This window comes from Qipengyuania nanhaisediminis, from assembly GCF_045862805.1.
GTDB lineage: Bacteria > Pseudomonadota > Alphaproteobacteria > Sphingomonadales > Sphingomonadaceae > Erythrobacter > Erythrobacter nanhaisediminis_A.
The window spans coordinates 418,266-443,363 of sequence record NZ_AP025760.1; the positions used below are offsets into that span (position 1 = coordinate 418,266).

The window sequence follows — 25,098 nt, forward strand, 5'->3', positions numbered from 1 at the left end:
ATGCTGCCTGCTGACCTGCGCGCCGACTTTCCCGGCCTCAGGACCGCCGATGGCGCGCCGTGGCACTATCTCGATACGGCCGCGACCGCACAGAAACCGCGCGCAGTGATCGACGCGATGGCGCGCGCCATGGGCGAGGACTACGCCACCGTCCATCGCGGGGTCTATGCCCGCTCGGCCAACATGACCGCGGCTTACGAGGCTGCACGCGAGGCGGTCGCGCGGTTTGTCGGCGGCAGGGCCGATGAGCTCATCTTCACCCGCGGTGCGACCGAGGCGATCAATCTCGTCGCGCAAAGCTGGGGCCGGGCCAGTTTGCGGCCGGGCGACCGGATCATGCTCAGCCAGCTCGAGCATCATTCGAACATCGTGCCCTGGCAATTGGTGGCCGAGGCGACCGGCGCTCAGATCGATGTCGTCCCCCTGACTGATGACCACCGGATCGACCTCGAGGCGGCCGAGGCAATGATCACCAAGCGTCACAAGATGGTCGCTTTCGCGCATGTATCGAACGTGCTTGGCAGCGTGCTCGATACCGCGCGCGCAGCGGCGATGGCGCGCTCTGTCGGTGCGAAGCTGCTGCTCGACGGATGTCAGGCCGTGCCGCGCCTGCCGCTCGATCTCGCTACGCTCGACTGCGATTTCTACGCTTTCAGCGCGCACAAGCTTTATGGCCCGACCGGGATCGGAGCGCTGTGGGTGCGAGGCGACCTGCTCGAAAGCGGAGAGATGCTCCCCTATCAGGGCGGCGGCGCGATGATCGACCGCGTGGCCTTCACCGGCACCACTTTCGCGCCCGGCACCCAGCGTTTCGAGGCCGGCACACCGGCTATTGCCGAAGCGATCGCCTTCCACGCAGCGGTTGACTATGTCGGCGCGATCGGCGTCGAAGCAATCCACGCGCTCGAGACCCGGCTGACCGATCGTCTTCGCCGCGAATTGCTTGCCATGAACGATGTCACCGTTTTCGGTCCAACCGACAGCGCGGGCATTGTCAGTTTTGCGATCGACGACATCCACTCGCACGACCTGGGAACGATCCTCGACGAGGCGGGCGTCGCCATCCGCGCGGGCCACCATTGCGCGCAGCCCTTGATGGACTATCTCGGTGTTCCAGCCACCGCGCGTGCGAGCTTTGGCCTGTATTCGGCCGATGACGATATCGACGCGCTGCTCGAGGGCATCGCCCGCACGCGCCGGCTTTTTGGGAAAGCATGATGAACAAGCCAAGTGACGATAAGGAATTCGTTGCCGCACCCGCTCCGGGTGATGCCGTGGCCAAGCCGCCGCGCGCCCGGGTCGAGGACGCGCACGATCCCGATGAGAGCGCCGGAGACAGCGGCGAGCGCAAGCGCGACTATCTCGAAGGATTTCTCGCTGCCAAGCCCGCCGAGGATGCCGAGACCGGTGCCGGCGGCGCATTGCAGCAGGCGGTGATCAATGCGCTCAAGGAAATCTACGACCCGGAAATCCCGGTCAACATCTACGATCTGGGCCTCATCTACGGGGTCGAGGTCGATGACGAAGCCGATGCGATCGTCACCATGACGCTGACTACACCGCATTGCCCGGTGGCTGAATCGATGCCGGGCGAGGTCGAATTGCGCGCAGCATCGGTGCCGGGCATCCGCGATGCCGAGGTCAATCTCGTCTGGGACCCGCCGTGGAGCCCGGACAAGATGAGCGATGAGGCGCGGCTCGAACTGGGGATGCTGTGATGGCCGGCAACTCCACCAGGGAGCGGCCCGCCGCGGTCATCCTCACCAAGGCCGCCGAAGCGCGGATCGCCGAGCTCATGAGCAAGGCGCCCGAAGACGCGATCGGTGTCAAGCTGTCGACCCCGCGGCGCGGGTGTTCGGGGCTTGCCTATTCGGTCGATTACATCACCGAGGAAGCCGGCTTCGACGAGAAGATCGAGACCCCCGGCGGCACCTTCTATATCGACGGGGCGAGCGTGCTTTATCTCGTCGGATCGACGATGGACTGGCGCGAGGACGATTTCACTGCCGGTTTCGTGTTCGAGAACCCCAACGCCAAGGGCGCTTGCGGTTGCGGCGAGAGCTTCATGGTCTAAGGCCCGCGCCGCGGCGCATCATTCGCCTTCCTCGATGATCCGCGCGATCAGGCGACGCTCGAGATCGTCGACCTCGCCGTCGCCCTCGATCATCTTGTCGAGCCATTGCTGTTCGAAATCGGTCACTTCGTGGCCCGTCGCGGCCTGGTCGGCGATGCTCGGGCCTGCGTCCTTCTTGCCGAAAACCTTGCCGAAATGGTTGCGCACATGCGGAACCTGTTTCGCCATGCGGCCGAGGAACCGGCCGACATTGGCGCTGTCATCCGCCATGAATTCCTCGAGCCCGCGGCGACGCGAATGGTCGAGCTGGGCGTTCTGGAACGCGAAGCCGCGCATGAAATTGGCGACCCCGTCGAGGAACAGGTCGTCCCATTCGGGCGCATTTGCCTCGGCCTTGGTCGCGTCCTTGAGTCGGAACAGCATCTCCGCCTCGTGGCGGCTTACCGCGGCAGGCCCGTGGCCCCCGCTGGCGAACACCACCCGGCGCAGGATGCGCGCCTCGGCGCTCGAGACATGGGTATCGGAAAGCTCGCCGCCATGGCGCGTCGGGCCGGTGCCGGTGAGCACCTCGTTCTCGACCTGGGCGATGACATAGTCCTTGAGCCGGGTCGGCACGTTCTCGGCGCGCTCGATGATCCGCACGATCACCTCCAGCTCGACATAGCTTTCGCACACGCCGTCATGATCGACCTGCGCGATCAGCCATTCGGCCTCGCTGTCGTCGCATTGCAGGCGCGGCTCGGTGCCGTTGAGCACGAATTCGCCGATCGCCTCGACCACGAAATCGCACCATTCCTGGCTTCGTTCGTCGATCGCGTTGTTGACCGCGAAGATCGCCTCGGCCTCTTCGCGGGTGATGATCCCGTCGCCCCAGCCCTGCCTGCGCAGCGCCAGCACTTCATCGGCGGTGACATCGCCATCGGCAGCCGCGCGCTGCGCGATCTCGGTGAATTGCGTGGTCATTTGGCGGTAAACCCCTTCATCTCGAACCCGCACATGCCACGAATGTGCTTAAGACGGGGTTACCATGCGGTGCGAGACGGCGGCGGCTCACGGCGCGCCGCGCTCGATCTGGGCGATGCATCCGGCGCTGTCGGCTTCGCCAGAGCCATCGCGCCGGCGCGCCGCGACATGGGTGGCGACCGGCTCGCTCCCGGCTTCGAGCGGGTAGAGAAAGATGTCGAGCACGCAGCGATCCGAGGCGAATTGCAGCTTGCGCGCATCGCCTTCCATAAGGTCGATCCGCGGATCGCCGAACCGGTGGGCGAGAGCTTCTGCACGCGCCCCGATCACCCCGTCGAGCCCGGAAGCGCGCATCACCTGAGGTGAACGGAAGGCCACGCCCGGCTGCGAGGATGCCGGAGCGGAAGCGGCGGGCGCGCCGCGGACATAGGACCCGCTCGCCCCGCTCGCACAGCCGGACAATGCCGATAGCGCCGACAGCGCGGCCAATGCCGTCATGACCCTAGCCGCGCGCATCACCGCCCTTTCGCGCCATCGCGCCGATCGCCAGATGGGTGCCCGCCGCCGCTCCGATCACCGGGGCTAGCAGGTTGACGACAGGCACCGCGAGAAGCGCCGCGATCACCGCCCCGAGCGCGAGCCGTGTCCCGCGCCCGACCGGGTTGGCGCGCATGTCTGTCCCCATCTCGCCATCGCAATGGCGCAGCCACGCCATGTCGGTCAGTTCGCGCCCGAGCAGCCAGGCATTGACCCCGAGAAACACCAGAGCAGGGCCGATCCCTGTCACCAGCAGGACCAAGGCCACCGGCAAGGCGAGGAGATTGGCACCGATCGCGCGCCCCGCACCGCGCAGCGAATTGGCGAGGTCGCGCCGCAGCGGCAGCGGGCGCGCATGTGCGGCCATGTCGGGGAAATGCCGCGCCTCGACCGCGGCGACCACTTCGTCGGCGAAGAATTGCAACACTGCCAGCGCGACCACGCGGAACAGGAACCAGGCCGCGAGTGCTGCGAGGATGGCCGCTGCCGCTGCCTCGGCAAGCCCGCTCCCCGGCACGTCCCAGCCGCCCATCAGCCAGCCGATCGCGTGGTAGAGCCCGACTGCGAGCGCGACGAAGGCCAAGAGGGTCAGGACCAGCGTCTTGGCAAGCACGCGCAGCACCGCTCGATCGGCAAGCTGGCCGACCGCCTTGGCGAGAGCTTCGATAAGGGCGCTCATGACCGGTGCCCCATGCGGTCGGCGCCTGGCCAAGTCAAACCCGTTCGTGCCGCCTTTCGCGCTTGGCGCGAGCGGCGCAAGGGGCTAGGCGCGGCGCACGCAATTTTCTTATCCCGCACGACAGGACCTTTTCCGTGGCCGACAACGCTTCCGCACCCGACCAGAACACCGCCTCCGACCCGCGCTATGACGTGATTGCGATCGGCAATGCGATCGTCGATATCATCGCCTCCTGCAGCGACGAGGACATCGCCGAGCTCGAACTCAATCGCGGCGGGATGACCTTGGTCGATGCCGAGGGCGCGGACCGCCTCTATGACGCGATGGGTCCGGCAACCGAAAAATCGGGCGGATCGGCCGCGAACACCCTGGCAGGTCTTGCTCAGCTCGACATCCAGTGCGCCTTTATCGGCCAGGTCGCCGACGACCAGTTCGGACACGTCTTTGCTCACGATATCCGCGCCGCCGGGATCGATTTCGATACCCCGATGCGCGCCACCGACGGGACCGATGCCAGCCCGCCGACCGGGCGCTGCCTGATCTTCGTCACCCCCGATGGCGAGCGGACGATGAACACCTTCCTCGGCGCGGGCCAGTTCCTGCCCGCCGAAGCGCTCGACGAGGAGCTGATCGCGAGCGCGGCGATCCTCTATCTCGAAGGCTATCTGTGGGACCCCGAGGAACCGCGCCGGGCCATGCGCCGCGCGATCGAGGTCGCGCGCGCGGCAGGCCGCAAGGTCGCCTTCACCGCGTCCGAGAGCTTCGTGATCGACCGCCACGGCGACGATTTCCGCGCGATGATCGACGAGGGGCTGATCGACATCCTGTTCGTCAACGAAAGCGAGCTGGCGACCCTGACCGGCGAGGCTGATTTCGACGCGGGTTTCGACCAGGTCGCGCCCAAGGTGCCGGTGCTGGTCGCCACGCGCGGCCCCGACGGCGCGGTTGCCAGCGCCCATGGCGAGCGCGCCTCGGTCGCGGCCGAGCCGGTCGAAAAGGTCGTCGACACCACGGGCGCGGGCGACCAGTTCGCCGCCGGTTTCCTTGCCGGCCATGCGCGCGGCGAAGCGCTCGAGACCTGCCTCAGGCGCGGGGCGATCGCGGCGGCCGAGGTGATTTCGCATTACGGCCCGCGTCCCGAAACCGACATGCGCGCGCTGATGAAGGACCGGCTCTGAGCGCGCTCCACTCGTCGCGCGAAAAGCACGGGTGGAACACATGGAGCACGGTCCTGGTGCAAAAAACCAATCGATCACAGGCTGCCTGATCGATCGATAAAAGCGATCAGCAGGGCGCTGGACGACGCCGGAACAGGGGCCGGAACAGGGGACGCGACGGGGGACGCGGCGGGGGGCGGCAGGCTGCGGCATGGCTGCGAGGGTCTAGCGCGGCCTGCGCGGCGTAGGAAAGCGGCGGATTGCGTGCCGGGACGCTGTCCCTAGCGGTCCTGTTCGCGCGCAACTTCCTTCCAGCCGATATCGCGGCGGCAGAACCCGCTCGGGAAACTGATCGCGTCGACCGCTTGATAAGCTTTCGCCTGCGCTTCGGTGACATTGGCACCGGTCGCGGTGACATTGAGCACGCGTCCGCCATTGGCGACGAGCGCGCCGTCATCGCCATGCTTCGTGCCCGCGTGGAAGACCTTTGCACCGCCGTTCTCGGCAGCGCCGAGGTCGATCGCTCCGCCCTTTTCGGGTGTGCCGGGATAGCCCTTGGCCGCCATCACGACCGTGAGTGCGGTCGTCTCGGCAAAGCGGGCTTCGTGGCCTTTCAGGTCGCCATTGGCGCAGGCATTCATCAGCGCGAGCAGGTCGGTTTCGAGCCGGGTCATCAGCACCTGGCATTCAGGATCGCCGAAACGGCAATTGTATTCGATCAGTTGCGGGCCGGTCGCTGTCAGCATGAGGCCCGCATAAAGGACGCCGGAATAGGCCATGCCCTCTTCGCGCATCGTATCGACAGTGGGCCGGATGATTTCAGCCATGACGCGGTCCTGCAATGCGCGCGTCAGCACCGGCGCGGGCGAATAGGCGCCCATGCCGCCGGTATTGGCGCCGACATCGCCTTCGCCGACCTGCTTGTGGTCCTGCGCGGTGCCGAAGGGGATGACGCTCTCGCCATCGGTGATCGCGAAGAAGCTCGCCTCCTCGCCTTCGAGGAACTGCTCGATCACCACTTCGGCCCCGGCATCGCCGTGGAGCCCGCCGAACATGTCGGCGAGAACGATCTCGGCCTGGGCGATGTCCTCGGCGATCACCACGCCCTTGCCGGCGGCAAGCCCATCGGCCTTGAGCACGTAAGGCGGCTCGAACCGGGCGAGTGCGGCACGCGCGGTCTCGAGATCGCCGGTGCGGACATAATCGCCGGTTGGGATGCCCGCGCGCGCACACAGATCCTTGGTAAAGCCCTTCGAGCCTTCGAGCCGGGCGGCGGCGGCAGAGGGGCCGAACGCGGCGATATCGGCGGTGCGCAGCGAATCGGCGAGGCCGTCGACCAGCGGCGCCTCGGGTCCGATCACCACCAGCGCGATTTTCCGATCGCGGCAGAAGGTCACCACCGCATCGTGGTCCCCGGCATCGAGCGCGACGCATTCGGCCTCTTGCGCGATCCCCGGATTTCCGGGGGCGGCATAGAGACGGGTGAGGCTCGGGGATTGCGCCAGCTTCCAGGCCAGCGCATGTTCGCGGCCACCCGACCCCAGCAAAAGGACATTCATGGCGCGCGCTCCTTCTTCCTCATCTTCCCGGCCAGACGGGCTGGTAGCGCGGGTGCCCGCCGGCGACAACGCGCAAGCCTACTCGATCACCGAGATTTCGAACCTGCTCAAGCGCACGGTCGAGGACCGCTTCGGCCATGTCCGGCTGCGCGGCGAGCTGTCGGGGGTCAAGCGCGCGGCTTCGGGCCACCTCTATTGCGCGCTCAAGGACGACAAGGCGGTGATCGACGGGGTGATGTGGCGCGGCAGCACCAACCGGCTCGCCTTCGTTCCCGAAGACGGGCTCGAAGTGATCGTGACCGGCAAGCTGACGACCTATGCCGGGCGCTCGAAATACCAGATCGTGATCGAGAGCCTCGAGATCGCGGGCGAGGGCGCGCTGCTCGCGCTGCTCGAGAAGACCCGCGCCCGGCTCGAGGCGGAGGGGCTGTTCGCACGCGAACGCAAGCGCCGCCTGCCTTATTTGCCCAGGGTGATCGGGGTGGTCACCTCGCCAACCGGATCGGTTATCCGCGACATCCTCCATCGGCTCGCCGACCGCTTTCCCAGCCACGTCGTGGTGTGGCCGGTCATGGTCCAGGGCCAGGGAGCGGCCGAGCAGGTCGCTGGCGCGATCCGCGGGTTTGCGGCGCTCGATGGCACGGGGGCGGTCCCGCGCCCCGACGTGGTGATCGTCGCGCGCGGCGGCGGCTCGATCGAGGACCTGTGGAGCTTCAACGAGGAGGCGGTGGTCCGTGCCATTGCCGATTGTACCATTCCGGTTATTTCTGCCGTGGGACACGAAACCGACACCACGCTTGCCGACCACGCCGCCGACCGCCGGGCGCCCACTCCGACCGCGGCGGCGGAAATGGCGGTGCCGGTGCGCGCGGACCTTGCCGCGACGCTTGCCGACTTTGCCGCGCGCAAGCGCCGCGCGGTCCATCGCCCGGTCGAACTGGGGCGCGAGAGGCTCGAGGCGCGCAGCCGCCGGATGCCGCGCGCCGAGGCCCTGTTCCAGCTGCCCGCGCAGCGGCTCGATGACCTCGGCGACAGGCTTCGGCGGGGCCTCGTCGATCGCGCTGCCGGCGGGCGCGAGGCGCTGACGATCGTCTCGAGCCGACTCTCGCCCCTGGTGCTGCGCCGCGCGCTCGCCGATGCCAGGCGCGACCTTGCCGGAGCGCGGCTCGAACCCGCTCTCGTTACCCGCCCGCTCGCCGCTGCCGGGGACCGGCTGACAGCGCTCGCCCGGCTGGCGCGCCAGTTCCACCCCGAAAAGCCGCTCGCACGCGGCTATGCGATCGTGCGCGATGCGGCGGGGCTCGCGCTCACCGGCAAGGTGCAGGCCGAGCGCGAGACCGCGCTGACGCTGCAATTTGCCGATGGAAGCCTTGATGTCGCGGTCGGCAAACCGGCGGCGGGATCATCCGCACCCGACGCGCCCGACCCGCCGAGGCCCCGCCCGGCCAGAAAGCGCAAGCCAGCGCGTCCTGAACCCGGGCCGCGCCAAGACGATTTGTTCGAATAGCCAAAACTGCTAAGGGCGCACCCATGTTGATGTCATCCGGCGAAAAGGCCGCAAAGCTCTATTACGGACCCTCCACCTTTCGCGTGCTGCGCCCCGGCCAGCACGTCATCTGCGCGGTAACGGGCGAGGTCATCCCGCTCGAGGACTTGCGCTACTGGAGCGCGGAACACCAGGAAGCCTATGCCAGCGCCGAGGTCGCCACGCGCCGCCTGCTCGGCGAAGCATGAGCGACACGAAGCTGACCCGCGCGTCGCTCGCTCTGGCGCTCATCGTGCTCGCCGCCTGCACCGGAGCGAGCGATTCCGCTGCACCCGAAAGCGCGAGCACCGAGGCGCCGGCTACCGATTCTGCGGCCTCCCAGCCACAGCCCGCCCCTGATGCGGCAACCGAGCCTGCGCCGCCTCCGCCCCCGCCCCCGCCTGCGCCCCCGCCGCCTCCCGCCCCGCTGCCACCCACCGCCTTCGAGGGCGCGCTGACGCAGGGCGGCTTCTTTACCGCGACCCTGCCCGAAGGGGTGGTGAGCGCGCGGCTCGGCGAGCAGGCGCTCGATATCGGCGCGGACCGGCGGGTCTTTGCAGGGCTCGACCGCGACAGCCCGGAAAGCCTCGATTTCGTGATGACGTTCGAAGGCGGGCGCGAAGTGTCGCAGGCCATCGCCATATCGCCGCGCGACTGGGATATCGAACGCGTCAATGTGGCGCGCCGCCCGGGCGGAGCGAGCGAGGCCTTCCTTGCCCGCCGGCGACCCGAACTCGAAGCGATCTGGAACGCCCGACAGCGCGAAACCGGCGCGACCGGCTGGCAGCAGGACTTCATCTGGCCGGTAACGGGGCGGATCTCGGGCCGGTTTGGACGCCAGCGAATCTATCGCGGCGAACCGGGCAGCTACCATTCGGGTATCGACATCGCGCCCGGCAACGGCACGCCATTCGTCGCGCCCGCCGATGGCGTGGTGGTGCTCGCGCGCACCGGCTTCAGCCTCGAAGGCGGGTTGATCATCATCGATCACGGCGCGGGGCTCAACAGCGCCTTCCTCCACGCCTCGCGGATCGTCGTCGAAGAGGGCGAGTCGGTGCGGCAGGGCCAGCATATCGGCAATGTCGGCGCGAGCGGGCGGGCAACGGGGCCGCATTTGCACTGGAGCCTCAAGTGGAAGGCCGCCCGGCTCGATCCGCTGCTGCTCGCAGGGCCGATGAACTGACATGGCAGCGCGCGCGAACCGGCGCGCATGGCGCGTCCGGCGGCTGATCGCGGTGCTGGTGGTCGCAGCGCTAGCCGCGCCCGGCACCTGGCTGCGCAGCGCGCCCCGGCCTTTCACGCCCGATGACATCCTTATCGAGCGCATTGCGGGCGCGCGCACGAGCGAATCGCCGCAATGGCGGCTCGACGGGGTGTGGCATTACGCCGCCCAGAACCGGCGGTTCGGCGGCTATTCGGCGCTGCTCGCGCTATCGGGCGACAGGCTGGTCGCGTTCTCGGATCGCGGCTCGCGCTTTGCCTTCTCCCCGCCGGTGCCGAATGGCGGCTCCGGCGAAAGCGCGCGCCAGGTCACCCGGCAGCGTGTCGAGGACGGTTATCGCGGCGCGCTTTGGGATATCGAATCGGCGACCCGCGATCCGGCGACCGGGCGCTATTGGCTCGGCTACGAATACACCCACGCGATCGCGCGCTTTTCCGCCGATCACCGGTTCGAAGGCGTGCGTATGCTCGCGCCCGAAGTGCCTTGGTCGCGCAATGCCGGGCTCGAAGCGCTGCTTCGGCTGTCCGATGGACGTTTCGTGGCGATCCCCGAGGGGCGCGACACCGCGCTCCTCTTCGCCCGCGACCCGGTCGAGGGCGTCGCGGCGCAAGAGGTGCCATTCGTCTCGCCCGCCCCCGGCTTCGCGGTGACCGACATGGCCGAACTGCCCGATGGACGGGTCCTGCTGCTGATGCGGCAGGTGGTGTGGGACGTGCCCTCCTTCGACAGCCTGATCGCGATCGCCGACCCCCCGCGCCCGGGCGAGGACTGGCATGCGAGCCTCGCGCTCGACCTGTCGGGCCTGGTCCCGCGTGACAATTACGAAGGCATCACGGTGGTCGCGCAAGGCCCGGGCGAGCTGGCGGTCTGGGTGATCGCCGACGACAACATGTCGGTGTTCCAGCGCAGCCTGCTGGTGCGGCTCCTGTTCGATCCCGCCGCGCCTTAACGCCCGGGCCTGCTGCCCGGCCGGATTGGTGCCGCGCACGCAAAAAGGCGTGCCGAGCCATGGCCCCGCACGCCTTGTCTGTCTGTTTGCTGTCGGTGCCGGGGCGCGGCCTGTCGGCCCAAGCGCCCCGCCGCCCGGTGCCGATCAGGCGTCGGCAGCGGCCTTCTTGAGCTCGCGCTTGACCTTGAGCGCGCGCGAGGAAAGCTTTTCGTCTTTGGTCTTGAGCAGCCAGTTGTCGAGACCGCCATTGTGCTCGACCGAACGCAGGCCATGCGTCGAGACGCGGAACTTGAAGCTGCGCTCGAGCTTCTCGCTCATCAGCGTGACGTTCTGCAGGTTGGGCAGAAAGACGCGCTTGGTCTTGTTGTTGGCGTGGCTCACATTATGGCCGACCTGGCGGCCCTTGCCGGTCAGTTCGCAAATCCGCGACATGGTATCTCTCGTACGTTCGAATGGGCGGGAGCGCCGCTGCGCATCAGCGTGCCTGGATGCTCGGGTCTCCCGGAAAGCGCGCCACATATAAGCGGGAGGGCGAATCGTCAAGCGATTGCGCATGAGCGCGGCCGGGGCGCCGGGGGCGCGTGCGTGAGCCGACGCAATTTTTTTTGGGAACTTGCGCGGCAATGCAATCATTGTCACCACTGAAGCGCGGGCGATGCATCGCATGCGCCCGTGTTCCACTTGGAGGAAATCGATGAAAAAGTTTGCAATCGCCGCCACTGCCGTCACTCTCTCGCTCGGCCTCGCCGCATGCGACGTCGACCAGACCGAAGAAGGCGACATGCCCGAAGTGAACGTCGATGGCGGCAACCTGCCGGAATTTGACGTCGAGGGTCCGGACGTGGATGTGGGCACCGAGGAAATGACCGTGGAAGTGCCCGATGTCGATGTCAGCGTTCCCGATGCGGACGGCGAGCCCGTCACCGGCGACGAAGAATAGGAACTTGATTCGATGAGCGGGGCCGGAGCCAGCTGGCCCGTCCCGCTCGCGATGAAGCGCGCTCTGGAAGCAGCGCGATCAGCGGCGGCGATGGGAGAGGTGCCCATTGCCGCCGCTATCGTTCGTGAAGGCGAGATCATCGCGCTCGAGGCGAACGCCACCCGCTCGCCGCCCGATCCCACCGGCCATGCCGAGATCCGCGCTATACGCGCAGCCGCCGCGATTGTCGGCAGCGAGCGGCTGGTTGGCTGCGATCTGTATGTCACGCTCGAACCGTGCGCGATGTGTGCAGGCGCGATCAGCCATGCCCGGATCGCGCGGCTCTATTACGGCGCGAGCGATCCCAAGGGCGGTGCCGTCGAGCACGGTGCGCGGGTGTTCGAGCATGACCAGTGCCTGCACGCGCCCGAAATCTATGCAGGGCTAGGCGAGGCCGAGGCGGCCGATATGCTGCGCGCCTTCTTCAAGGACAGGCGCTGAGGCGCTTGGTGCGGTTCGCGCGCCGAGGATGCGCGCTGCTGGCAAAGGAAAGGGCGCTCCCCCGCATGAACGGGAAAGCGCCCCTCTATCCAGGCGATCAGCCTGCGTCGTGCGTGATCAGTTGTAGCGGCCCGAATTGCGCGCCTCGGTGAACTCGGCGGGCGAGAGATAGGTGTCGCCGTCCTCGTCGAAATAGAAGAAGGTCGTGCCGGCCTCGTTGATCTCGTCGGTCGTCAGGTGCGGGCCGACCTGGTCATTGGGCTCGGGCGGATTGGGCTTGGTGGGAAGCGCCCAGATCGCGTATTCGGCGACCGAGAGCTTGCCATCGTCGTTGCGGTCGAGCCAGCCGAAGGTCATCGCGCTGCGCGGGCGAAGCGGCTTGCTGGTCGCGGCATCCGCATTGGCAGCCTGCGCGCCATCGCCGGAGGTCGTGTCCGCGCTGTTCGTGGCGGTGGTGTCGGCACTGCGGCTTTCGGCGCTCGCGGCAGAACGCGCCTCGGCCTCTTCGCGCTCGATCACGATGCGGTTTGCGTCGTATTCGGCGATTGCCGCATCGCGGTCCATCGCGTCGAATGCGGCCTGCTGGTCTTCGTTGAGCTCGCCGCCGATCGGGTAGAGGTTTTCATCGTCGACCGAAACGGCCACGGGCTCTTCCTCGACCTCTTCTTCGACTTCGTTGTCGCAGGCGGCAAGCGCCAGGGCGGAGATCGAAATGGCAGCGGCGGAAACTAGGTTTTTCATCATTGATCCTTCGTGTTCGTGTTCACGCAATCAATGATTTGCCGGCGCGATGTTTCCGAAAAGCCAGCCCGCGCCCCTGGCCGACCCGCCTGCCGCGCCGCGCGGGGCGGCAGGTTATTCGACCGCGATTTCGGTCACGCTTCCATCGGGATCGACCCGGTAGAGCGTGCCGTAATCGGCCTCTGTCAGCACCGGGACAGGGGAGCCGCCAAAGGCCGAGACGAGGTCGCCGACGGTGTTGCTGTGGCCGACCACCAGCGCCGGCGCATCGAGCGCCGCGAGCGAGGCCGCGAGGCCGGTGCCGTCGCGTGCGTCGTAGGGCGTGACCGAAAGGCCAAGCCTTCGGGCGAGCGGTTCGCCGGTCTGGACCGCGCGGGCCGTGGGAGTTGCATAGACCGCGCCGATGGCTTCGCCTTCGAGCATGTCGGCGAGAAGCTGCGCATTGGCCGCGCCTTCCTGAGTCAGGCTCGGATCGGGGCCTTGCGCCTTCTGGAGGTGACGGATGACATAGACGGCGTGTTCGCGGGCGGCTTGCGGAGCTGCGGCGGGGCCGGGTTCGGGCGCGGTCATGCACGCTCCCAGCAACAGCGCGAGCGCCAGCGCGATGATCGATTTCGCCTTCATGCCTTGTCCCCTCATAACCCGCGCCAGATCCGCGCCCTTTGCCCGTCGCGCGCGCCATATCGCCTTGCATCGCAGCGCGCCGGGCGGAAGCGGCGCGAATAGCACAGCCGCAATTCCTGAAGCCAGCCATCGCGGTTGAGCTTGACCCCGACATGGGCAGGCTCCCAGCCTGGATTGGCATCGGCAAAGGCCTGCCTGATGCGGCCCGCGGTGAGATCGTCCTCGCGGCTGATCCGGTCATAGTCGGGAACGCGCAGCGAATTCCAGAGCACGCGGGTCACGCCGAAATAGGTCTCCGGGCGGCGCACCATGCACGAGCCGTGCTTGGCCCATTGGCGCGCGATCAGCCGGGCAGAAGGCATCATGCACAGGTTCTCGCGCAGCTGGCGCGGGGTCGGGCGCGCATTGGTCGGGCACCATTGCGGCCAGGTCCGCGCGCCCTGCGGCCACAGCCCGTGAACGACGAGGCCGAACCGCCCGTTCTCGCCCGAGCACTGGACGCGGTGCGTGCGGCTGTCCTGCCGCGTCCGGCAGAAGGCGGGCGACCATGACAGCGCGAGCGTGTAGCCGGTGACCGGCACCACGCGCGGGCGCTGGTCGGGCGCGATCTGCGGTACGGACGAGACCTGCGGCGCGCGGCATTGATAGGCCTGCGCGTTGGCGGCGGCGGGCAGCGCGAGCGCCAGGGCGAAGACGATCTTAATCGAATGACGCAAGCGACGCCTCCTCATCCTTGCCCAGCCATCTGGTGGTGGCAGGCACGAACAGCATCATCAATGCAATCAGCACCAGCGCCTTTTCGAGCCAGACGACTTGCGGCGATTTTAACAGGATAGCATCGCCCGTATTGATGGCCGCGTATCCGATCTTGATCGCCCCGAAGGCAAGGACCACCCATCGCGCTGCCTTTGAGGCGAAGGCGTAGATCCAGACAAGAGGAATAAGCGCGATCGTGAATTGTGAGAAGGTCGCGACGATCGCGAGATCGGGCGTCCAGCGGATCATCGGCAAGCGGTCGAACCAGCGTCCCACCAGCAAGGCCTCGTGCGCCAGCAAGGCTTCGAAAAGACCGATCAGTGCGGCAATCAGCAGCGCGAGTGCAAACAGGCGAACCGTCCAGGGGCGCGGCCCCTTGCGCCAGGTCATACCGGCTTGAAGTCCAGCCCGACATCGGCGGCAGGCGCGCTCTGGGTCAGGCGGCCGACCGAGCAATAATCGACCCCGCTCGCCGCTTTCGCCGCGATGGTTTCGAGGTTGATGCCGCCCGACGCCTCGGTCGCGGTGCGGCCCGCGACCATCGCAACCGCCTCTTTCAAGGTCTCGGGCGACATGTTGTCGAGCAGGAGGTGATGCGCGCCCGCTGCAATCGCGGGTTCGATCTGGTCGAGCCGGTCGACCTCGCAGATGATCGGGCTGACCCCGGCATCGGCCGCGCGGCGCACCGCTTCGCCGACGCTGCCTGCGACCGCGACGTGGTTGTCCTTGATCATCGCCGCGTCCCACAATCCCATCCGGTGGTTCTGCGCGCCGCCCATCCGGGTCGCGTATTTTTCGAGCACGCGCAGGCCGGGCAAGGTCTTGCGGGTGTCGAGCAGGGTGCAGGTCTGCGAGCCTTCGCGCATTGCTTTGACATAGTCGCGGGTCAAAGTGGCGATGCCCGATAGGTGCTGGACGATGTTCAGGGCGCTGCGCTCGGCGGTGAGCAGTGCGCGGGCATTGCCGGTAAGCCGCATCAGGTCCGCGCCCGCATCGACCGCATCACCGTCGCTGACGAGGGTTTCGATCCGCACTTGCGGGTCGAGGTGGCGGAAGAACGCCTCGGCCAGCGGCAATCCCGCGACCACCACCGCATCGCGGCTGTCCATGACCCCGGCAAAGCGTGCATCGGCTGGGATCACGCTTGTCGATGTGACATCCCTGCCTCCGCCTTCGAGGCCCTCGCCCAGATCCTCGGCAAGCGTTTCGCGAACGAATTTCTGAAGGTCGAAGCCAGGCAGCGAAAAGGTCATGCGCTACCCATAAACGGACCCACAGGGTCCGCAAGGGCGACCGCCCGCCCGCAGCGGGCACAGCTATGCTGCGCGTTGAGCGAGGCGGAGAGCGCGGATGCGCTCTCCCGCAATCATCAGTGCACGAAGCGCGCCACCACGTCGCGATAGGACCGCGAAACCTTCACCTCAGCGCCCGAATCGAGCACCAGGAAGCATTCGCCATTGGTGTGCGGCTTGACCTGCCGGACCTGGTCGAGATTGACGATTGTGCTGCGGTGGACGCGCTGGAACTTGCGCGGGTCGAGGCGCCGCTCCAAGTCCTTCATCGTCTCGCGCAGGATCAGCGAATTGTCGCCGGTATAGATGCACATGTAATCGCCCGCGGCCTCGATATGCTCGATCGATTCGACCTCGACCCGGAAGATCTGGCCGCGATCCTTGACATTGATGAGCTTTTCGAAGCGGTCGGCGCTCTCGCCGCCTTCCTCGCCGAACTCCGCCGCGCGGTCGGGCGCGACCTCGGCGAGCACGTCGAGCAATTGCTCGGCATCCTCGGCCGATTTCTTCTCTGCCATGCGCTTGCGCACGCGCTCGATCGTGTCGGCGAGCTTGTCCTCGTCGACCGGCTTCATCAGGTAATTGACCGCATTGGCCTCGAAGGCACGGATCGCGTGCTCCTCATAGGCGGTGACGAAGACGAACAGCGGCGGTTCGATCTCCATCACGCCCTTGACGACCGAGAAGCCGTCAAAGCCGGGCATCTGGATGTCGAGAAAGACGAGGTCTGGCTTTTCGGTCTTGATCTTGCGGATCGCCTCGCGCCCGTTCGAACAGGTGTCGATCACCTCGACATCGTCGAACGGCTCGAGCCGCAATTGCAGGCCCTGGATGGCGAGTTTTTCGTCGTCGACGAGGATGGTACGAATGGTCATGACGAATTTCCGATTGCGTGTTGGGGGTTGAGATTGATGGGCGCGGGGTCGCCGGCTGTGTCGGCGCTCCCGGCACGGGGGGTTCGTTCGCGGCGGCCGGCGCGGCTGGGCGCAGCAGCACGGTTCTCTTGCGCCGCATGTTCGCTGCGGCCTTCGGTTTCATATGGGATCTCGATCAGCACCTTGAACCCGCCGCCCGGCTGCGAGGCGGTTTCGAACAGGTGATCGTCGCCATAGCCCTGCATCAGCCGGTTGCGGATATTGGCAAGGCCGACCCCGGTCGAGACAGGGCGACCGGTCAGCCCGCCCGCGACCTCGTTCTCGTATTCGAGCATTGATAGCTGGACCGGGCCTTCGACGCCCGGCCCGGTATCCTCGACCGCGATCCGCAGGCGCTGGCCGACCACCCGCGCGCTGAGCACGATCTCGGCACCGTCCTCCTGCGGGCTGACGGCATATTTGACCGCGTTCTCGATCAGCGGCTGGAGCAGCATCGAGGGCAGGCAGGCATGCATCGCCGCCTCGTCGATGTCGAAGCGCGTGCGCAGCCTGTCCTCGAACCGCATCCGCTCGATGTCGAGATAGAGCTGGAGCGTCTCGATCTCCTGCGCCAGCGAGACCTGGCTGCCCGGCTCGGCGATCAGCGTGTGGCGCAGGAATCCCGAAAGCCGGGTGAGCATGGCATTGGCCTGGTCGGTCTGCTTGAGCAGGACCAGCGTGCTGATCGAATTGAGCGTGTTGAAAAGGAAATGCGGGTTGAGCTGGTAGCGCAGCATGGCCAGCTGGGCGCTGGTGGCCTGCGCTTCCAGACGTTCGAGCCGGTCGGCCTGGCGCTCGACCGTGAGGAAGAAATTGATCGCGTAATAGAGCGCGCTCCACCCGCCCAGCAGGGTCAGCGGGATATAGGTGATCCCGACAAAACGCTGGGCGAAGCTGGTCTCGCTCGACCCGGCATAATAGAGGTCCTGGACCCAGGCATCGATCCCCGCATGGACGATCACCGCCAGCACCAGCGAGACCGCGGTCCCGCCCCAGGTGACGATCGGGCTGCGGTCGATCAGCTGGCGATAGACCACGGACAGGATCACGCTCAGCGAGAAGCCGGTGATGGTGGTCACCAGGATCACCAGCAGCAGGTTGTAGGGCAGGCCATTGGCCAGCGCATTGACCGCGCGCAGCAGGAACGCGCCGCCCCAGCCGGCCAGCTGGAGGTTCCAGAAGGCGCGGTTCTTGTTCGCGAAAAATGGCGCGGGCTGGAAGCGCATCATCGACATGACAACCGCGTGTAGCCGATTTTGCTCCCGCTGGCATGGGCAATTGCACCTTGGTGCAGGTCGGTGGGCGCAGGCGGTGAACCACCCGCCGCAGCCGCGCTATCCGCCGGCGCTTGCACCCTGTTCGGACGACGCAGCCGGAAGCGGTGCGATCTCGCGGCGGAAATGGACCGACCAGTCGGCCTTGCCGCTTTCCTCGAGCAGCGCCTGGATGGCAGGAAGTTCGGCGGCGATGAACTCGGCGCGCTCGTCCCAGCCATCATGCGATCGCTCGCGCAGGATCCCGCCGCTGTGGCGCGGCCCCCATTCCTGCATGAACCGCAGCGCCGCCTCGGGGTCGTAACCGGCATTGGCGAGCAGCCATGGCATCAGCCGGTCGGCCTCGCGCTCGGCGCGGCGGACATTGCCCTGGCGCCGCCCGTGATGGTCGAGCCAGTCCGAATGGCCGAGCAGGTTGTGCGCGAGCTCGTGCGCGACCACGCCGGCAAACATGTCCTCAGGATAGGCAAAGGCGGGAAAGCGGATGCCGATCACCACCCGGTTGCCGTCGGCGACGGCGCGGCGGCCTTCGCCCATCAGCTCGAAGCGGGTGGCGCAGACCGGCACGGGCGCAAGCGCGGCCTCCCCGCCATCGGCAAAGGCGACCGTGAGCGCGCCCCTGTCGGCGAGGACGGCATCGACATGGTCGTGCGCGCGGGCGAGCCGTTCCCAGTCGAAGCGCGCGCCTGCCTCCCATTGATTGGGGTCGGTCCCGGAGAGCGCGGCAATCTCGCGATTGGGACGGAACGCGCCCGATTGTCCCGCGGGTGATTCCGCCGCCGCAGTCTGGACCGCGAAATCGCGCGCAAGGCCCAGCGCCCGGCGCGCAATGGCCGGCGACCCATAGCTTGCCATGTCCTGCAATTGCAGCCCGACAGCAGGAATGGTGCGCGCGCAGATACCGGCATTGCCGCGCACCAGCTTCCAGCCGACATCCTGGAGCTTCTGGTCATGCGCCTGGAAGGCCTCGATCGCGGTGCGTTCGCGCGCGAGATCGACCCGGTTCCAATTGATTTCCTCGCGCAGCGGCGCGGTGCAGGCGGTCGCCAGCACAGCGGGCAGCGCGCAAAGCAGGGCCGGGGCGCGCATCAGCTGTGCGACTGGGCGAGCAATTCTTCGAGCCGGTCGAAACCGACCGCGCCCTCGACCGGGATATCGCCCGCGACAAAGGCAGGCGTGCCGCCAAATCCGAGCGAGCGGGCAAAGGTGAGATTGCGCGCCAGTTCGACCGAAACGCGTTCGCTCGCGGCATCCTCGCGCGCCCTGGCAAGGTCGAGGCCTGCCGCCCGCGCGGCGGCATCGACGCCTCCCGGATTGGCCGCGCCGATACGGAACATCGCTTCGTGGAAGGCGCGATACTTGCCCTGGAGCGCCGCGGCGAGGGCCATGCGCGCGGCCTCTTCGCTGCCTTCGAAGATCGGCCATTCGCGCATCACCACCCTGAGCTCGGGATCGGCCTCGACCAGCTGGACGACATCGGCAAGGCTCGCCTCGCAATAGGGGCAGTTGTAATCGGTGAATTCGACCAGCGTCCGGCTGCCCTGCGGATTGCCGATCACCGCTCCGGGAAAGGGCTCGTAGAGATCTTCGCCGAGCGAGGCGATCCGGTCGCGCGATTGCTGCTGCGCGAGCGCTTCGGCGACGTCCTGAAGAACGGTCGGGTTCTCGATCAGATAGCTGCGCGTGCGGTTGTCGGCGAGCCCTGTCAGTGACCATGCCGCAGCGCCCAGAAAGCCGAAGACAAGCGCAAGGAGCGCGGTGAGGAGCGAAGATCGCAGGCCGTTATCCATCGCTTGCGCCCCTAGCGGCTATCGCGGATGCGTTCCAGCGCCGCGCGCGCCTCGAGCGCGACATCCTGTGCACGGATCCAGTCGGGCGAGCCGACCGGGAGCCCTGCCTCTGCCGCCTGGGCGCTGCGCAGCGCCTCGGGATAGCGGCGGGTCATGACCTGCTGTTCGGCGCTGGCGAGCCTTGCGCGCGGAATGTCGCCGCGCGCGGCATAGACCACGCCCAGCTGATACCAGGCGAAGGGGTTGAGCCGGTCGCGCGCGACCGCTGCGCGCAGCACGTTCTCGGCCTCGGCATGGTTGGCCTCGTCCTCGGTCGCGATCAGCGCGTGGCCGAACATGCCCGCGATCAGAGGGTGGTTGCGGGTAATCTCGCTCGCCTTGCGCAAGGAGGCGAGCGCCTCTTCGGGACGGCCCGATTCGAGCAGGATCTGGCCCTTGAGTTCGAGGAAATAGGGGTTGTCCGGGTCACCTGCGAGCAGGGCGTCGGCCTCGGCCAGGGCGGCCTCGACCTGCGCGTCCTTGTGATAGGCATAGGCGCGGGCATAGCGCGCAGGCGTGCTGGTGTCGGACGTGGGGTATTGTTGAAGCGTGCGGCGCGGCTCGGCAAGATAGCCATAGAGCTTGGCCTGCACCGCCACGAAACGCGCCTGCAAGGCCGCGTCGTCGGGATTGCCCCAGGCCGGGTCCTCCTCGAGCAGCAAGCGAAGGGTCTGGATGCGGTCGCCGGGAAGCGGGTGGGTGCGCAGGTATCCGCCATCGTCGAGCCGGCTGTAGCCGCGGCGGATTTCGAGGTCGCGCAGCCGGTTGAAGAAGGTCAGCATCCCCCGCCCGGAAATCCCCGCACCCGACAGGTAGCGCGCGCCGGCAAGGTCGGTCGCCGCTTCCTGGTTGCGGTTGAAGGACAAAAAGCTGCCCATCGCCGCCTGCTGGCCCGCGAGCAGCGCCCCCATGGCGGCATCGCCCGCGCCTGCCAGGGCCGCGCCGACACCGAGCAGCAGCGAGAGGATGGTGATCCCCTGCGCCTGGCGGGTGCGTTCCTCGAACCGGGTGACATGGCCTGCGGTAATATGGCCGAGCTCGTGCGCGATCACGCCCTGCACCTCGCCGACATTCTCGGCAGCGTTGAGCAGGCCGGCATGGATATAGACCGCCTGCCCGCCTGCAACGAAGGCGTTGATCGAGGGGTCGTTGATCAGCACGATCTCGACATTGCCGGGCTCAAGCTCGCTCGCCTCGATCAGAGGTTCGGCCATGTCGTGGAGCAGCGCCTCGGTCTCGGCATCGCGCAGGATCTGCTGCGCGGCGACCGGCTGGACGGCAAGCGCGAGGGAGGCGAGCGTGGCCGCGGCAAAGGCGAACAGGGAACGGGTCGGGCGCATTGGCGCGGTGCTAACGCGTTTCGGCCTGAACCGGAACTGAAAGCGCACCCGCCCGCTCGCCCGCACGCGCGCCCGGATCGGTAACCGCGCGAGCGAAATCGACCATGGTGCCGAACAGCGCGCCGCGATCCCGCCAGGGCGCGGCAAGCGCGATGATCGGGCCGTTATGGCCCATCCCTGCGGGCAGGACCGTGCGTGCCTCGGCGCCCGCTTCGGTGAGCGCGGAAGCGAGGACGCGGGCATTGCGCGCGCCGACCAGCGTGTCTTCCTGTCCGTTGACGAGCAGCATGGGCGGCGCATCGGCGCGGACATGGTTGATCGGCTGGGTCGCGGGCGGATCGTCGCTATGGCCGAAGGCGGCGATGGTGGAATCGCTGTCGAAAGGCGCGAAATCATAGGGGCCGGCCAGCCCGATCACGCCGGCAATGTCCACGCCCGACAATCCGTGCGCGGCGAGCCAACGATCCTCGAGCGCGACCTGGACCACGTTGTAGGCACCCGCCGAATGGCCCGCGAGCACGATCCGGTCGGGATCGCCGCCATATTCGGCGATGTTTTCATGGGTCCAGGCGATCGCGCTTGCCGTGTCCTCGAGCATTGCGGGATAGGCGCCGTCCTTACCCAATCGATAGCCTGCATTCACCACGACAAACCCTTCTGGCACAAAGGCGCGGCCGACAAAGCCGTATCCGTCGGGATCGCCGCTGCGCCAGCCGCCGCCATGGACGAACACGATCACCGGACGCTTTTCGCTCTTGGCGTGGGTCGTATCCGGTCCCCAGACATGGAGCCGCTGCGAGCCGTGCTCGCCGGTGGCGATCCGGGCGAGGGGTTTCGCGCCGCCGCTGCCGCCGGCCACGCGGTCGAGCGCGCTGAGCAGGACCGGCCCGTTGCGCGACAGGGTCGAGCCGAGATAGAGCGCCGCTCCGAGAAGGATCAGCACCGCTGCGCCGAGGATCCACCACATTCTTCGTATTCTCCCCGTTCGCATCGTCGTCCTCTCGCTTGTTTTGCTCAGTCCTCGGCGGGGGGCAGCGGGCTTGCCGGGGGCATCTCGCCCTCGCTTGCTGCACGCACCAGGGTCTTGACCCCGCCTCCGAAATCGAGCCCCGCGCTGGTGAGGAAGCTCTTGGCCTCGCGGTAATCGCTACCGCTCCAGAAGGGAACGCCGGCCTCTGCGATCATGTCCTTGGCCGCGACCTCGTCGGCATCGAGCGGTTCGCCCGCGGCCGCGCGGATGAACACCGCCGCGATCCGGCCGGGATATTTGGCGGCGATCGCACCGAAGGCGGCAAGGTCGCGCTGGGTATCGTCGCCGACCAGCGCAAAGCGCAATTCGGGGAAGGTCTCGAGGATTTGCTCGATCGCCTCGCGCTTGTGCGAACCGTGGCTTTTCTTGCCCAGCGTCCGGCGGTTGAAGCCCCAGTCGCGCAGCATGATCGGGCCGAGCGGCAGGCCGCGGCTGCGCTTGAAGGTGACGAGGTAGGAAAACAGGTTCCACGGGCTCGACGAGACGTAGAAGACCGGGCGCACGCGGGCCCTGGGGGCGAGCGCATCGATTGCTTCTGCCGGTTCGCGCGACCCGGCTGGATTGCCGCCGATCGCGGCATAGAAGGCCGCCGCGCCCGGCACTTCGACCCGGTCGACAGGCATCTGGCGCATCACCCGTTTCCAGTTGCGCGCGATCTTGCGGAACGAGCCGGTGATGCCGGTTTCGAGGATGGTGTCGTCGATGTCGGAGATGATCCCCATCCGGGTCTGCGAGCCCGGGGCGATGACGTAGGCGCGCGCTGCGGCGACCTTGCCCTCGCGGGTCTCCCAGCGCAGCACGGCCTCCTCCCAGCGCGTGCGTTCGGGAGGCGGGGCGCCGTCGCCCAGCGGCAGGTCGAACAGCGCATAGCCTTCGGCGTCGGTGACGACCTGCTGGCTGACCGGCTCGCCGTTTTCGGGCGTGTATTCGAGCGTGACAGCAAGGCCGGGAACTTCGTGCGAGAGATACTGGCGCGCCATGGTGCGCACGTCGCGCAGGAAGCTGCGCTTCTCGAACACCGGCTCGCCGGCGCGGATCGCCCGCGCGCTGAGCACGAGACGCGTCGCATTGCGGTAGCCGTAAAAAGGCTGGACGCGCACCGGGGCGCGGCGTTTGAATCGACCGATCGGCATGGGCCCATGCGCTAGCGGTCTCGCGCCGCGCCGCCAAGCACTAGTGCTGGATCAATCGAGGCGACCTTTCAGCCGACCAGTTTCTTCGCGACCTTCTCGGTCAGCGTGTCGCTGCCGGCGACCTCGCCGAGGATCGCGACCTGGCCGTCCTTGTCGCGGCGCAGGACGGCAAGCGAGAATTCGGGACCGTCGCTGGCGAGCGCCTCGAGGGTGAGCGCTTCGAGTTCGCGCAATTTCTCGGCGAGCTGCTCGCGCAGTTCCTCCGGGTCGAGCGCGGGCTTGCCGCTTTCCTCGCGGCGCAAGCGGCGTTCGGCTGCGACCACGCCCTTGAGCCCGCCATCGGCGGCTGTGAGGAAGCCGGCAAGGCTCCCGCGTTCGAGGCCCAGGCGGTGGGCATGCGAGAGCACGGCGGCATATTCGGTGAGACGGGTCTTGTCGTAATCGGGGCCGAAGACGAGCTTGACCACCGGGGTCATCGGCGCGCGTACCTGCCTCGCCAGCCCGCAATCCTCGAGCAGTTCGGCAAAGGCATCGGGCTCGGCATCTGCGGCGAGCGAGACGTCATAGGCGCGCCCGACAGCGGCATAGAGCGCGGTGCGGCTGCGATCCTCGCTGGCGCGGGCATTGGAGGCCAGTTCGCGCGCCGAAGCGAGACAATCATAAAGATCGGCGTTCTCGGGAAGTTCGCCGGCTGTAAGCGGGTCGAACGGGGCGGCGATGTCGCCACTTGCTTCCCCATCGCTGTCATTGTCAGCAGGCACGAGCGGCGCGCTTTCGGCCTGCGGTTCGAGCGGTTGCGGCTCGGGGCTGCTGTCGGGGGAGGTCTCGCCGGTTTCCGGGCCTGCCTGCGGTCCAGCCTCGTTATCGCCCTCGGCATCGCCCGGCGATTGGTCGGTCTCGGCATCGACGGGAGTGATGTTGTCGACCCGGTAATCCTCGGGATCGAACCGTTCGGCGTCGAGGTCGATCGCCTTCTTGGCCGGGGTCTCGATATAGTCAGACAGGGAGGCGAAGCTGTAATTGGCGTCGTCGTCTTCCTCGCCGATCTCCTCGCCGAACTCGTCGACTTCGGGTTCGTCGAGGCCGTACTGGCCGAAATCGGGGATCGGCAGGCCGTCTTCGTCGCGATCGGACGGCTCGAACGGCGCGGCGAAATCATCAAGTTCCTGCGCATTGCCGTCATCGTCGGCGTCCTGCGCGTCGCAATTCGCGAATTCCTGCGCCTCGTCGTCTTGCGGCTCGGTCTCGTTTTCCGGCGAGAGCTGGGCGTCGGCCTCGTGCGCGGGCGAATCGGCCCAGTCGGTGACCGGGTCGGCGTGGTGCTTGTGCGGCTGGTCCTCGTCCTCGACCGGCTCGTCCTCGCTGTCGGCTTCGATCGCCTGGTCGATCTCGAGCAGCAATTCGTCCGCGGTCGCGGCGTCGGCCATCTCTTTCCAGTTGATCACGCCATAGATGAAATCGATCGTTTCGCGGTCGCTCGAAAACGGCAGCAGGATCCCGCGATAGAGGATCGCGACGCCCTGCTGGTTGACGAATTCGGCCTCGAACCCGATCGGCGCCTGGTTGGCGAGGATCTGCATGTAATGGTCGGTGATGCGGCTCAGCAGCGAGCGCGGCGGCACATCGGAGAGGCGCGCGATCGACTGGGTGGCACCGCATTCCTCGGCCAGCTTGTCGCCCAGGAATTGCACTGCGGGGTCTTCGATCCCGCCGGAAAAGTCGAGCAGCACCGAATTGGGTCCGAAATCGGGCAGTTCGGCAGGGTCGAGCTCCTCGATCGAGGGAAAACTCGCCTCGCCCAGCAGGCTCGCCCAGTGATTGTAGGCGCGCACCTGCATGCGCCGCTCGTCCTGGCCGATCGCCTCGGGCGGCAGTTCGGTCACGTCCTCGTTGTCGGGCGCGTCGTCGTGAGCGTCCCAATCCTGGCTTTCCTCCGCCGGAATCCCGGTGTCGAATGTGCCTCGAAGGTTGTCCATGGCTGGCCTTGTGCCCCTTGATTTGCGCCTGTTCCCCGCTGTTCTGCCGCCTCGTGGTAAACATTGCGTTAAGTGGACGGGGCGCTCGCCGAGGCTCAAGGAGG

At 67.3% G+C, this 25,098-nt stretch carries 28 protein-coding genes; 10 read left to right on the forward strand and 18 right to left on the reverse strand.

The window, feature by feature from the left end; all coding sequences use genetic code 11:
- The 3 genes from ACKTSM_RS02080 to ACKTSM_RS02090 are packed head-to-tail and all read left to right on the forward strand — an operon-like array spanning nt 1 to nt 2,074.
- Nucleotides 1–1,218 (forward strand): aminotransferase class V-fold PLP-dependent enzyme, encoded by a 1,218-nt coding sequence (locus ACKTSM_RS02080; protein ID WP_407876396.1) that lies wholly within the window; start codon nt 1–3, stop codon nt 1,216–1,218.
- Nucleotides 1,218–1,718: an SUF system Fe-S cluster assembly protein gene (locus ACKTSM_RS02085; RefSeq protein WP_407876397.1), complete on the forward strand. Its 501-nt coding sequence runs from the start codon at nt 1,218–1,220 to the stop codon at nt 1,716–1,718. The genes ACKTSM_RS02080 and ACKTSM_RS02085 overlap by 1 nt, the downstream gene beginning before the upstream one ends.
- Nucleotides 1,718–2,074 carry a HesB/IscA family protein gene (locus tag ACKTSM_RS02090; protein ID WP_407875490.1) on the forward strand — a complete coding sequence of 119 codons (357 nt, stop codon included), beginning with the start codon at nt 1,718–1,720 and terminating at the stop codon, nt 2,072–2,074. Before ACKTSM_RS02085 ends, ACKTSM_RS02090 begins: the two co-directional genes overlap by 1 nt.
- Before the next feature lie 18 nt (nt 2,075–2,092).
- Here the strand turns inward: ACKTSM_RS02090 and ACKTSM_RS02095 are convergent, their stop codons facing one another.
- From ACKTSM_RS02095 to ACKTSM_RS02105, 3 genes are all read right to left on the reverse strand, one after another.
- A complete protein-coding gene (locus tag ACKTSM_RS02095) occupies nt 2,093–3,037 on the reverse strand; it encodes a hypothetical protein (protein ID WP_407875491.1) in 945 nt (314 codons plus the stop codon).
- Between the two features lie 87 nt (nt 3,038–3,124).
- Nucleotides 3,125–3,553: a hypothetical protein gene (locus ACKTSM_RS02100; protein ID WP_407875492.1), complete on the reverse strand. Its 429-nt coding sequence runs from the start codon at nt 3,551–3,553 to the stop codon at nt 3,125–3,127.
- Nucleotides 3,540–4,253: an EI24 domain-containing protein gene (locus ACKTSM_RS02105; protein ID WP_407875493.1), complete on the reverse strand. Its 714-nt coding sequence runs from the start codon at nt 4,251–4,253 to the stop codon at nt 3,540–3,542. Before ACKTSM_RS02105 ends, ACKTSM_RS02100 begins: the two co-directional genes overlap by 14 nt.
- A 134-nt stretch (nt 4,254–4,387) precedes the next feature.
- Between ACKTSM_RS02105 and ACKTSM_RS02110 the strand changes: the two genes are divergently transcribed.
- Complete coding sequence (locus ACKTSM_RS02110; protein WP_407875494.1) at nt 4,388–5,431, forward strand: adenosine kinase; 1,044 nt, start codon at nt 4,388–4,390, stop codon at nt 5,429–5,431.
- Between the two features lie 260 nt (nt 5,432–5,691).
- Here the strand turns inward: ACKTSM_RS02110 and purD are convergent, their stop codons facing one another.
- Entirely contained in the window at nt 5,692–6,969 is a 1,278-nt protein-coding gene (purD, locus tag ACKTSM_RS02115) for a phosphoribosylamine--glycine ligase (RefSeq protein ID WP_407875495.1), read from the reverse strand.
- On the opposite strand from purD, the gene xseA reads away from it, so the two are divergent.
- The 4 genes from xseA to ACKTSM_RS02135 are packed head-to-tail and all read left to right on the forward strand — an operon-like array spanning nt 6,968 to nt 10,665.
- Nucleotides 6,968–8,476 (forward strand): exodeoxyribonuclease VII large subunit, encoded by a 1,509-nt coding sequence (xseA, locus tag ACKTSM_RS02120; protein ID WP_407875496.1) that lies wholly within the window; start codon nt 6,968–6,970, stop codon nt 8,474–8,476. The two genes, purD and xseA, sit on opposite strands and share 2 nt — an antisense overlap.
- Before the next feature lie 23 nt (nt 8,477–8,499).
- Nucleotides 8,500–8,703, forward strand: coding sequence for a DUF2093 domain-containing protein (locus ACKTSM_RS02125; RefSeq protein WP_407875497.1), 204 nt, complete (start codon nt 8,500–8,502; stop codon nt 8,701–8,703).
- Complete coding sequence (locus tag ACKTSM_RS02130) at nt 8,700–9,677, forward strand: M23 family metallopeptidase (RefSeq protein WP_407875498.1); 978 nt, start codon at nt 8,700–8,702, stop codon at nt 9,675–9,677. Before ACKTSM_RS02125 ends, ACKTSM_RS02130 begins: the two co-directional genes overlap by 4 nt.
- Before the next feature lies 1 nt (nt 9,678).
- Nucleotides 9,679–10,665 (forward strand): esterase-like activity of phytase family protein, encoded by a 987-nt coding sequence (locus tag ACKTSM_RS02135; RefSeq protein ID WP_407875499.1) that lies wholly within the window; start codon nt 9,679–9,681, stop codon nt 10,663–10,665.
- Between the two features lie 144 nt (nt 10,666–10,809).
- Here ACKTSM_RS02135 and rpmB read toward each other — a convergent pair whose 3' ends face one another.
- Nucleotides 10,810–11,097, reverse strand: a complete 288-nt coding sequence (rpmB, locus tag ACKTSM_RS02140; protein WP_407875500.1) for a 50S ribosomal protein L28 — start codon at nt 11,095–11,097, stop codon at nt 10,810–10,812.
- A 262-nt stretch (nt 11,098–11,359) separates the two neighbouring features.
- Here rpmB and ACKTSM_RS02145 point away from each other — a divergent pair, with 262 nt between their 5' ends.
- On the forward strand, nt 11,360–11,605 hold the full coding sequence (locus tag ACKTSM_RS02145) for a hypothetical protein (protein ID WP_407875501.1): 246 nt from the start codon (nt 11,360–11,362) through the stop codon (nt 11,603–11,605).
- Nucleotides 11,606–11,617: 12 nt separating this feature from the next.
- The gene (locus ACKTSM_RS02150) at nt 11,618–12,085 is read left to right on the forward strand and encodes a nucleoside deaminase (protein ID WP_407875502.1); all 468 of its coding nucleotides are present in this window, start codon (nt 11,618–11,620) and stop codon (nt 12,083–12,085) included.
- Between the two features lie 117 nt (nt 12,086–12,202).
- Here the strand turns inward: ACKTSM_RS02150 and ACKTSM_RS02155 are convergent, their stop codons facing one another.
- From ACKTSM_RS02155 to ACKTSM_RS02215, 13 genes are all read right to left on the reverse strand, one after another.
- A complete protein-coding gene (locus ACKTSM_RS02155) occupies nt 12,203–12,829 on the reverse strand; it encodes a hypothetical protein (protein WP_407875503.1) in 627 nt (208 codons plus the stop codon).
- 111 nt (nt 12,830–12,940) lie between these two features.
- Complete coding sequence (locus tag ACKTSM_RS02160; protein WP_407875504.1) at nt 12,941–13,450, reverse strand: histidine phosphatase family protein; 510 nt, start codon at nt 13,448–13,450, stop codon at nt 12,941–12,943.
- An 11-nt stretch (nt 13,451–13,461) separates the two neighbouring features.
- Nucleotides 13,462–14,166 (reverse strand): ribonuclease T2 family protein, encoded by a 705-nt coding sequence (locus ACKTSM_RS02165; protein WP_407875505.1) that lies wholly within the window; start codon nt 14,164–14,166, stop codon nt 13,462–13,464.
- Complete coding sequence (locus ACKTSM_RS02170; RefSeq protein WP_407875506.1) at nt 14,150–14,596, reverse strand: hypothetical protein; 447 nt, start codon at nt 14,594–14,596, stop codon at nt 14,150–14,152. Before ACKTSM_RS02170 ends, ACKTSM_RS02165 begins: the two co-directional genes overlap by 17 nt.
- Entirely contained in the window at nt 14,593–15,459 is an 867-nt protein-coding gene (gene nadC / locus ACKTSM_RS02175; RefSeq protein ID WP_407875507.1) for a carboxylating nicotinate-nucleotide diphosphorylase, read from the reverse strand. Before nadC ends, ACKTSM_RS02170 begins: the two co-directional genes overlap by 4 nt.
- Nucleotides 15,460–15,575: 116 nt before the next feature.
- Nucleotides 15,576–16,373: a LytR/AlgR family response regulator transcription factor gene (locus tag ACKTSM_RS02180; RefSeq protein ID WP_407875508.1), complete on the reverse strand. Its 798-nt coding sequence runs from the start codon at nt 16,371–16,373 to the stop codon at nt 15,576–15,578.
- Nucleotides 16,370–17,647: a sensor histidine kinase gene (locus tag ACKTSM_RS02185; RefSeq protein ID WP_407875509.1), complete on the reverse strand. Its 1,278-nt coding sequence runs from the start codon at nt 17,645–17,647 to the stop codon at nt 16,370–16,372. Before ACKTSM_RS02185 ends, ACKTSM_RS02180 begins: the two co-directional genes overlap by 4 nt.
- A 99-nt stretch (nt 17,648–17,746) precedes the next feature.
- Nucleotides 17,747–18,775, reverse strand: coding sequence for a hypothetical protein (locus ACKTSM_RS02190; RefSeq protein ID WP_407875510.1), 1,029 nt, complete (start codon nt 18,773–18,775; stop codon nt 17,747–17,749).
- Nucleotides 18,775–19,476 (reverse strand): DsbA family protein, encoded by a 702-nt coding sequence (locus ACKTSM_RS02195; RefSeq protein WP_407875511.1) that lies wholly within the window; start codon nt 19,474–19,476, stop codon nt 18,775–18,777. Before ACKTSM_RS02195 ends, ACKTSM_RS02190 begins: the two co-directional genes overlap by 1 nt.
- 11 nt (nt 19,477–19,487) lie before the next feature.
- Complete coding sequence (locus tag ACKTSM_RS02200; RefSeq protein ID WP_407875512.1) at nt 19,488–20,855, reverse strand: M48 family metalloprotease; 1,368 nt, start codon at nt 20,853–20,855, stop codon at nt 19,488–19,490.
- Nucleotides 20,856–20,865: 10 nt separating this feature from the next.
- Complete coding sequence (locus tag ACKTSM_RS02205; protein ID WP_407875513.1) at nt 20,866–21,822, reverse strand: alpha/beta hydrolase; 957 nt, start codon at nt 21,820–21,822, stop codon at nt 20,866–20,868.
- Between the two features lie 47 nt (nt 21,823–21,869).
- Nucleotides 21,870–23,018, reverse strand: a complete 1,149-nt coding sequence (locus tag ACKTSM_RS02210) for a phosphatase domain-containing protein (protein ID WP_407875514.1) — start codon at nt 23,016–23,018, stop codon at nt 21,870–21,872.
- Between the two features lie 68 nt (nt 23,019–23,086).
- Nucleotides 23,087–24,994 carry a hypothetical protein gene (locus tag ACKTSM_RS02215; RefSeq protein WP_407875515.1) on the reverse strand — a complete coding sequence of 636 codons (1,908 nt, stop codon included), beginning with the start codon at nt 24,992–24,994 and terminating at the stop codon, nt 23,087–23,089.
- Nucleotides 24,995–25,098: the final 104 nt, after the last annotated feature.

Bases quoted from the DNA above. Each gene is read 5' to 3' on its own strand.
- ACKTSM_RS02080 (WP_407876396.1), top strand. From the start codon at position 1: ATGCTGCCTGCTGACCTGCGCGCCGACTTTCCCGGCCTCAGGACCGCC.
- ACKTSM_RS02085 (WP_407876397.1), top strand. From the start codon at position 1,218: ATGAACAAGCCAAGTGACGATAAGGAATTCGTTGCCGCACCCGCTCCG.
- ACKTSM_RS02090 (WP_407875490.1), top strand. From the start codon at position 1,718: ATGGCCGGCAACTCCACCAGGGAGCGGCCCGCCGCGGTCATCCTCACC.
- ACKTSM_RS02095 (WP_407875491.1), bottom strand. From the start codon at position 3,037: ATGACCACGCAATTCACCGAGATCGCGCAGCGCGCGGCTGCCGATGGC.
- ACKTSM_RS02100 (WP_407875492.1), bottom strand. From the start codon at position 3,553: ATGCGCGCGGCTAGGGTCATGACGGCATTGGCCGCGCTGTCGGCGCTA.
- ACKTSM_RS02105 (WP_407875493.1), bottom strand. From the start codon at position 4,253: ATGAGCGCCCTTATCGAAGCTCTCGCCAAGGCGGTCGGCCAGCTTGCC.
- xseA (WP_407875496.1), top strand. From the start codon at position 6,968: ATGGCGCGCGCTCCTTCTTCCTCATCTTCCCGGCCAGACGGGCTGGTA.
- purD (WP_407875495.1), bottom strand. From the start codon at position 6,969: ATGAATGTCCTTTTGCTGGGGTCGGGTGGCCGCGAACATGCGCTGGCC.
- ACKTSM_RS02125 (WP_407875497.1), top strand. From the start codon at position 8,500: ATGTTGATGTCATCCGGCGAAAAGGCCGCAAAGCTCTATTACGGACCC.
- ACKTSM_RS02130 (WP_407875498.1), top strand. From the start codon at position 8,700: ATGAGCGACACGAAGCTGACCCGCGCGTCGCTCGCTCTGGCGCTCATC.
- ACKTSM_RS02135 (WP_407875499.1), top strand. From the start codon at position 9,679: ATGGCAGCGCGCGCGAACCGGCGCGCATGGCGCGTCCGGCGGCTGATC.
- rpmB (WP_407875500.1), bottom strand. From the start codon at position 11,097: ATGTCGCGGATTTGCGAACTGACCGGCAAGGGCCGCCAGGTCGGCCAT.
- ACKTSM_RS02145 (WP_407875501.1), top strand. From the start codon at position 11,360: ATGAAAAAGTTTGCAATCGCCGCCACTGCCGTCACTCTCTCGCTCGGC.
- ACKTSM_RS02150 (WP_407875502.1), top strand. From the start codon at position 11,618: ATGAGCGGGGCCGGAGCCAGCTGGCCCGTCCCGCTCGCGATGAAGCGC.
- ACKTSM_RS02155 (WP_407875503.1), bottom strand. From the start codon at position 12,829: ATGATGAAAAACCTAGTTTCCGCCGCTGCCATTTCGATCTCCGCCCTG.
- ACKTSM_RS02160 (WP_407875504.1), bottom strand. From the start codon at position 13,450: ATGAAGGCGAAATCGATCATCGCGCTGGCGCTCGCGCTGTTGCTGGGA.
- ACKTSM_RS02170 (WP_407875506.1), bottom strand. From the start codon at position 14,596: ATGACCTGGCGCAAGGGGCCGCGCCCCTGGACGGTTCGCCTGTTTGCA.
- nadC (WP_407875507.1), bottom strand. From the start codon at position 15,459: ATGACCTTTTCGCTGCCTGGCTTCGACCTTCAGAAATTCGTTCGCGAA.
- ACKTSM_RS02180 (WP_407875508.1), bottom strand. From the start codon at position 16,373: ATGACCATTCGTACCATCCTCGTCGACGACGAAAAACTCGCCATCCAG.
- ACKTSM_RS02185 (WP_407875509.1), bottom strand. From the start codon at position 17,647: ATGTCGATGATGCGCTTCCAGCCCGCGCCATTTTTCGCGAACAAGAAC.
- ACKTSM_RS02190 (WP_407875510.1), bottom strand. From the start codon at position 18,775: ATGCGCGCCCCGGCCCTGCTTTGCGCGCTGCCCGCTGTGCTGGCGACC.
- ACKTSM_RS02195 (WP_407875511.1), bottom strand. From the start codon at position 19,476: ATGGATAACGGCCTGCGATCTTCGCTCCTCACCGCGCTCCTTGCGCTT.
- ACKTSM_RS02200 (WP_407875512.1), bottom strand. From the start codon at position 20,855: ATGCGCCCGACCCGTTCCCTGTTCGCCTTTGCCGCGGCCACGCTCGCC.
- ACKTSM_RS02205 (WP_407875513.1), bottom strand. From the start codon at position 21,822: ATGTGGTGGATCCTCGGCGCAGCGGTGCTGATCCTTCTCGGAGCGGCG.
- ACKTSM_RS02210 (WP_407875514.1), bottom strand. From the start codon at position 23,018: ATGCCGATCGGTCGATTCAAACGCCGCGCCCCGGTGCGCGTCCAGCCT.
- ACKTSM_RS02215 (WP_407875515.1), bottom strand. From the start codon at position 24,994: ATGGACAACCTTCGAGGCACATTCGACACCGGGATTCCGGCGGAGGAA.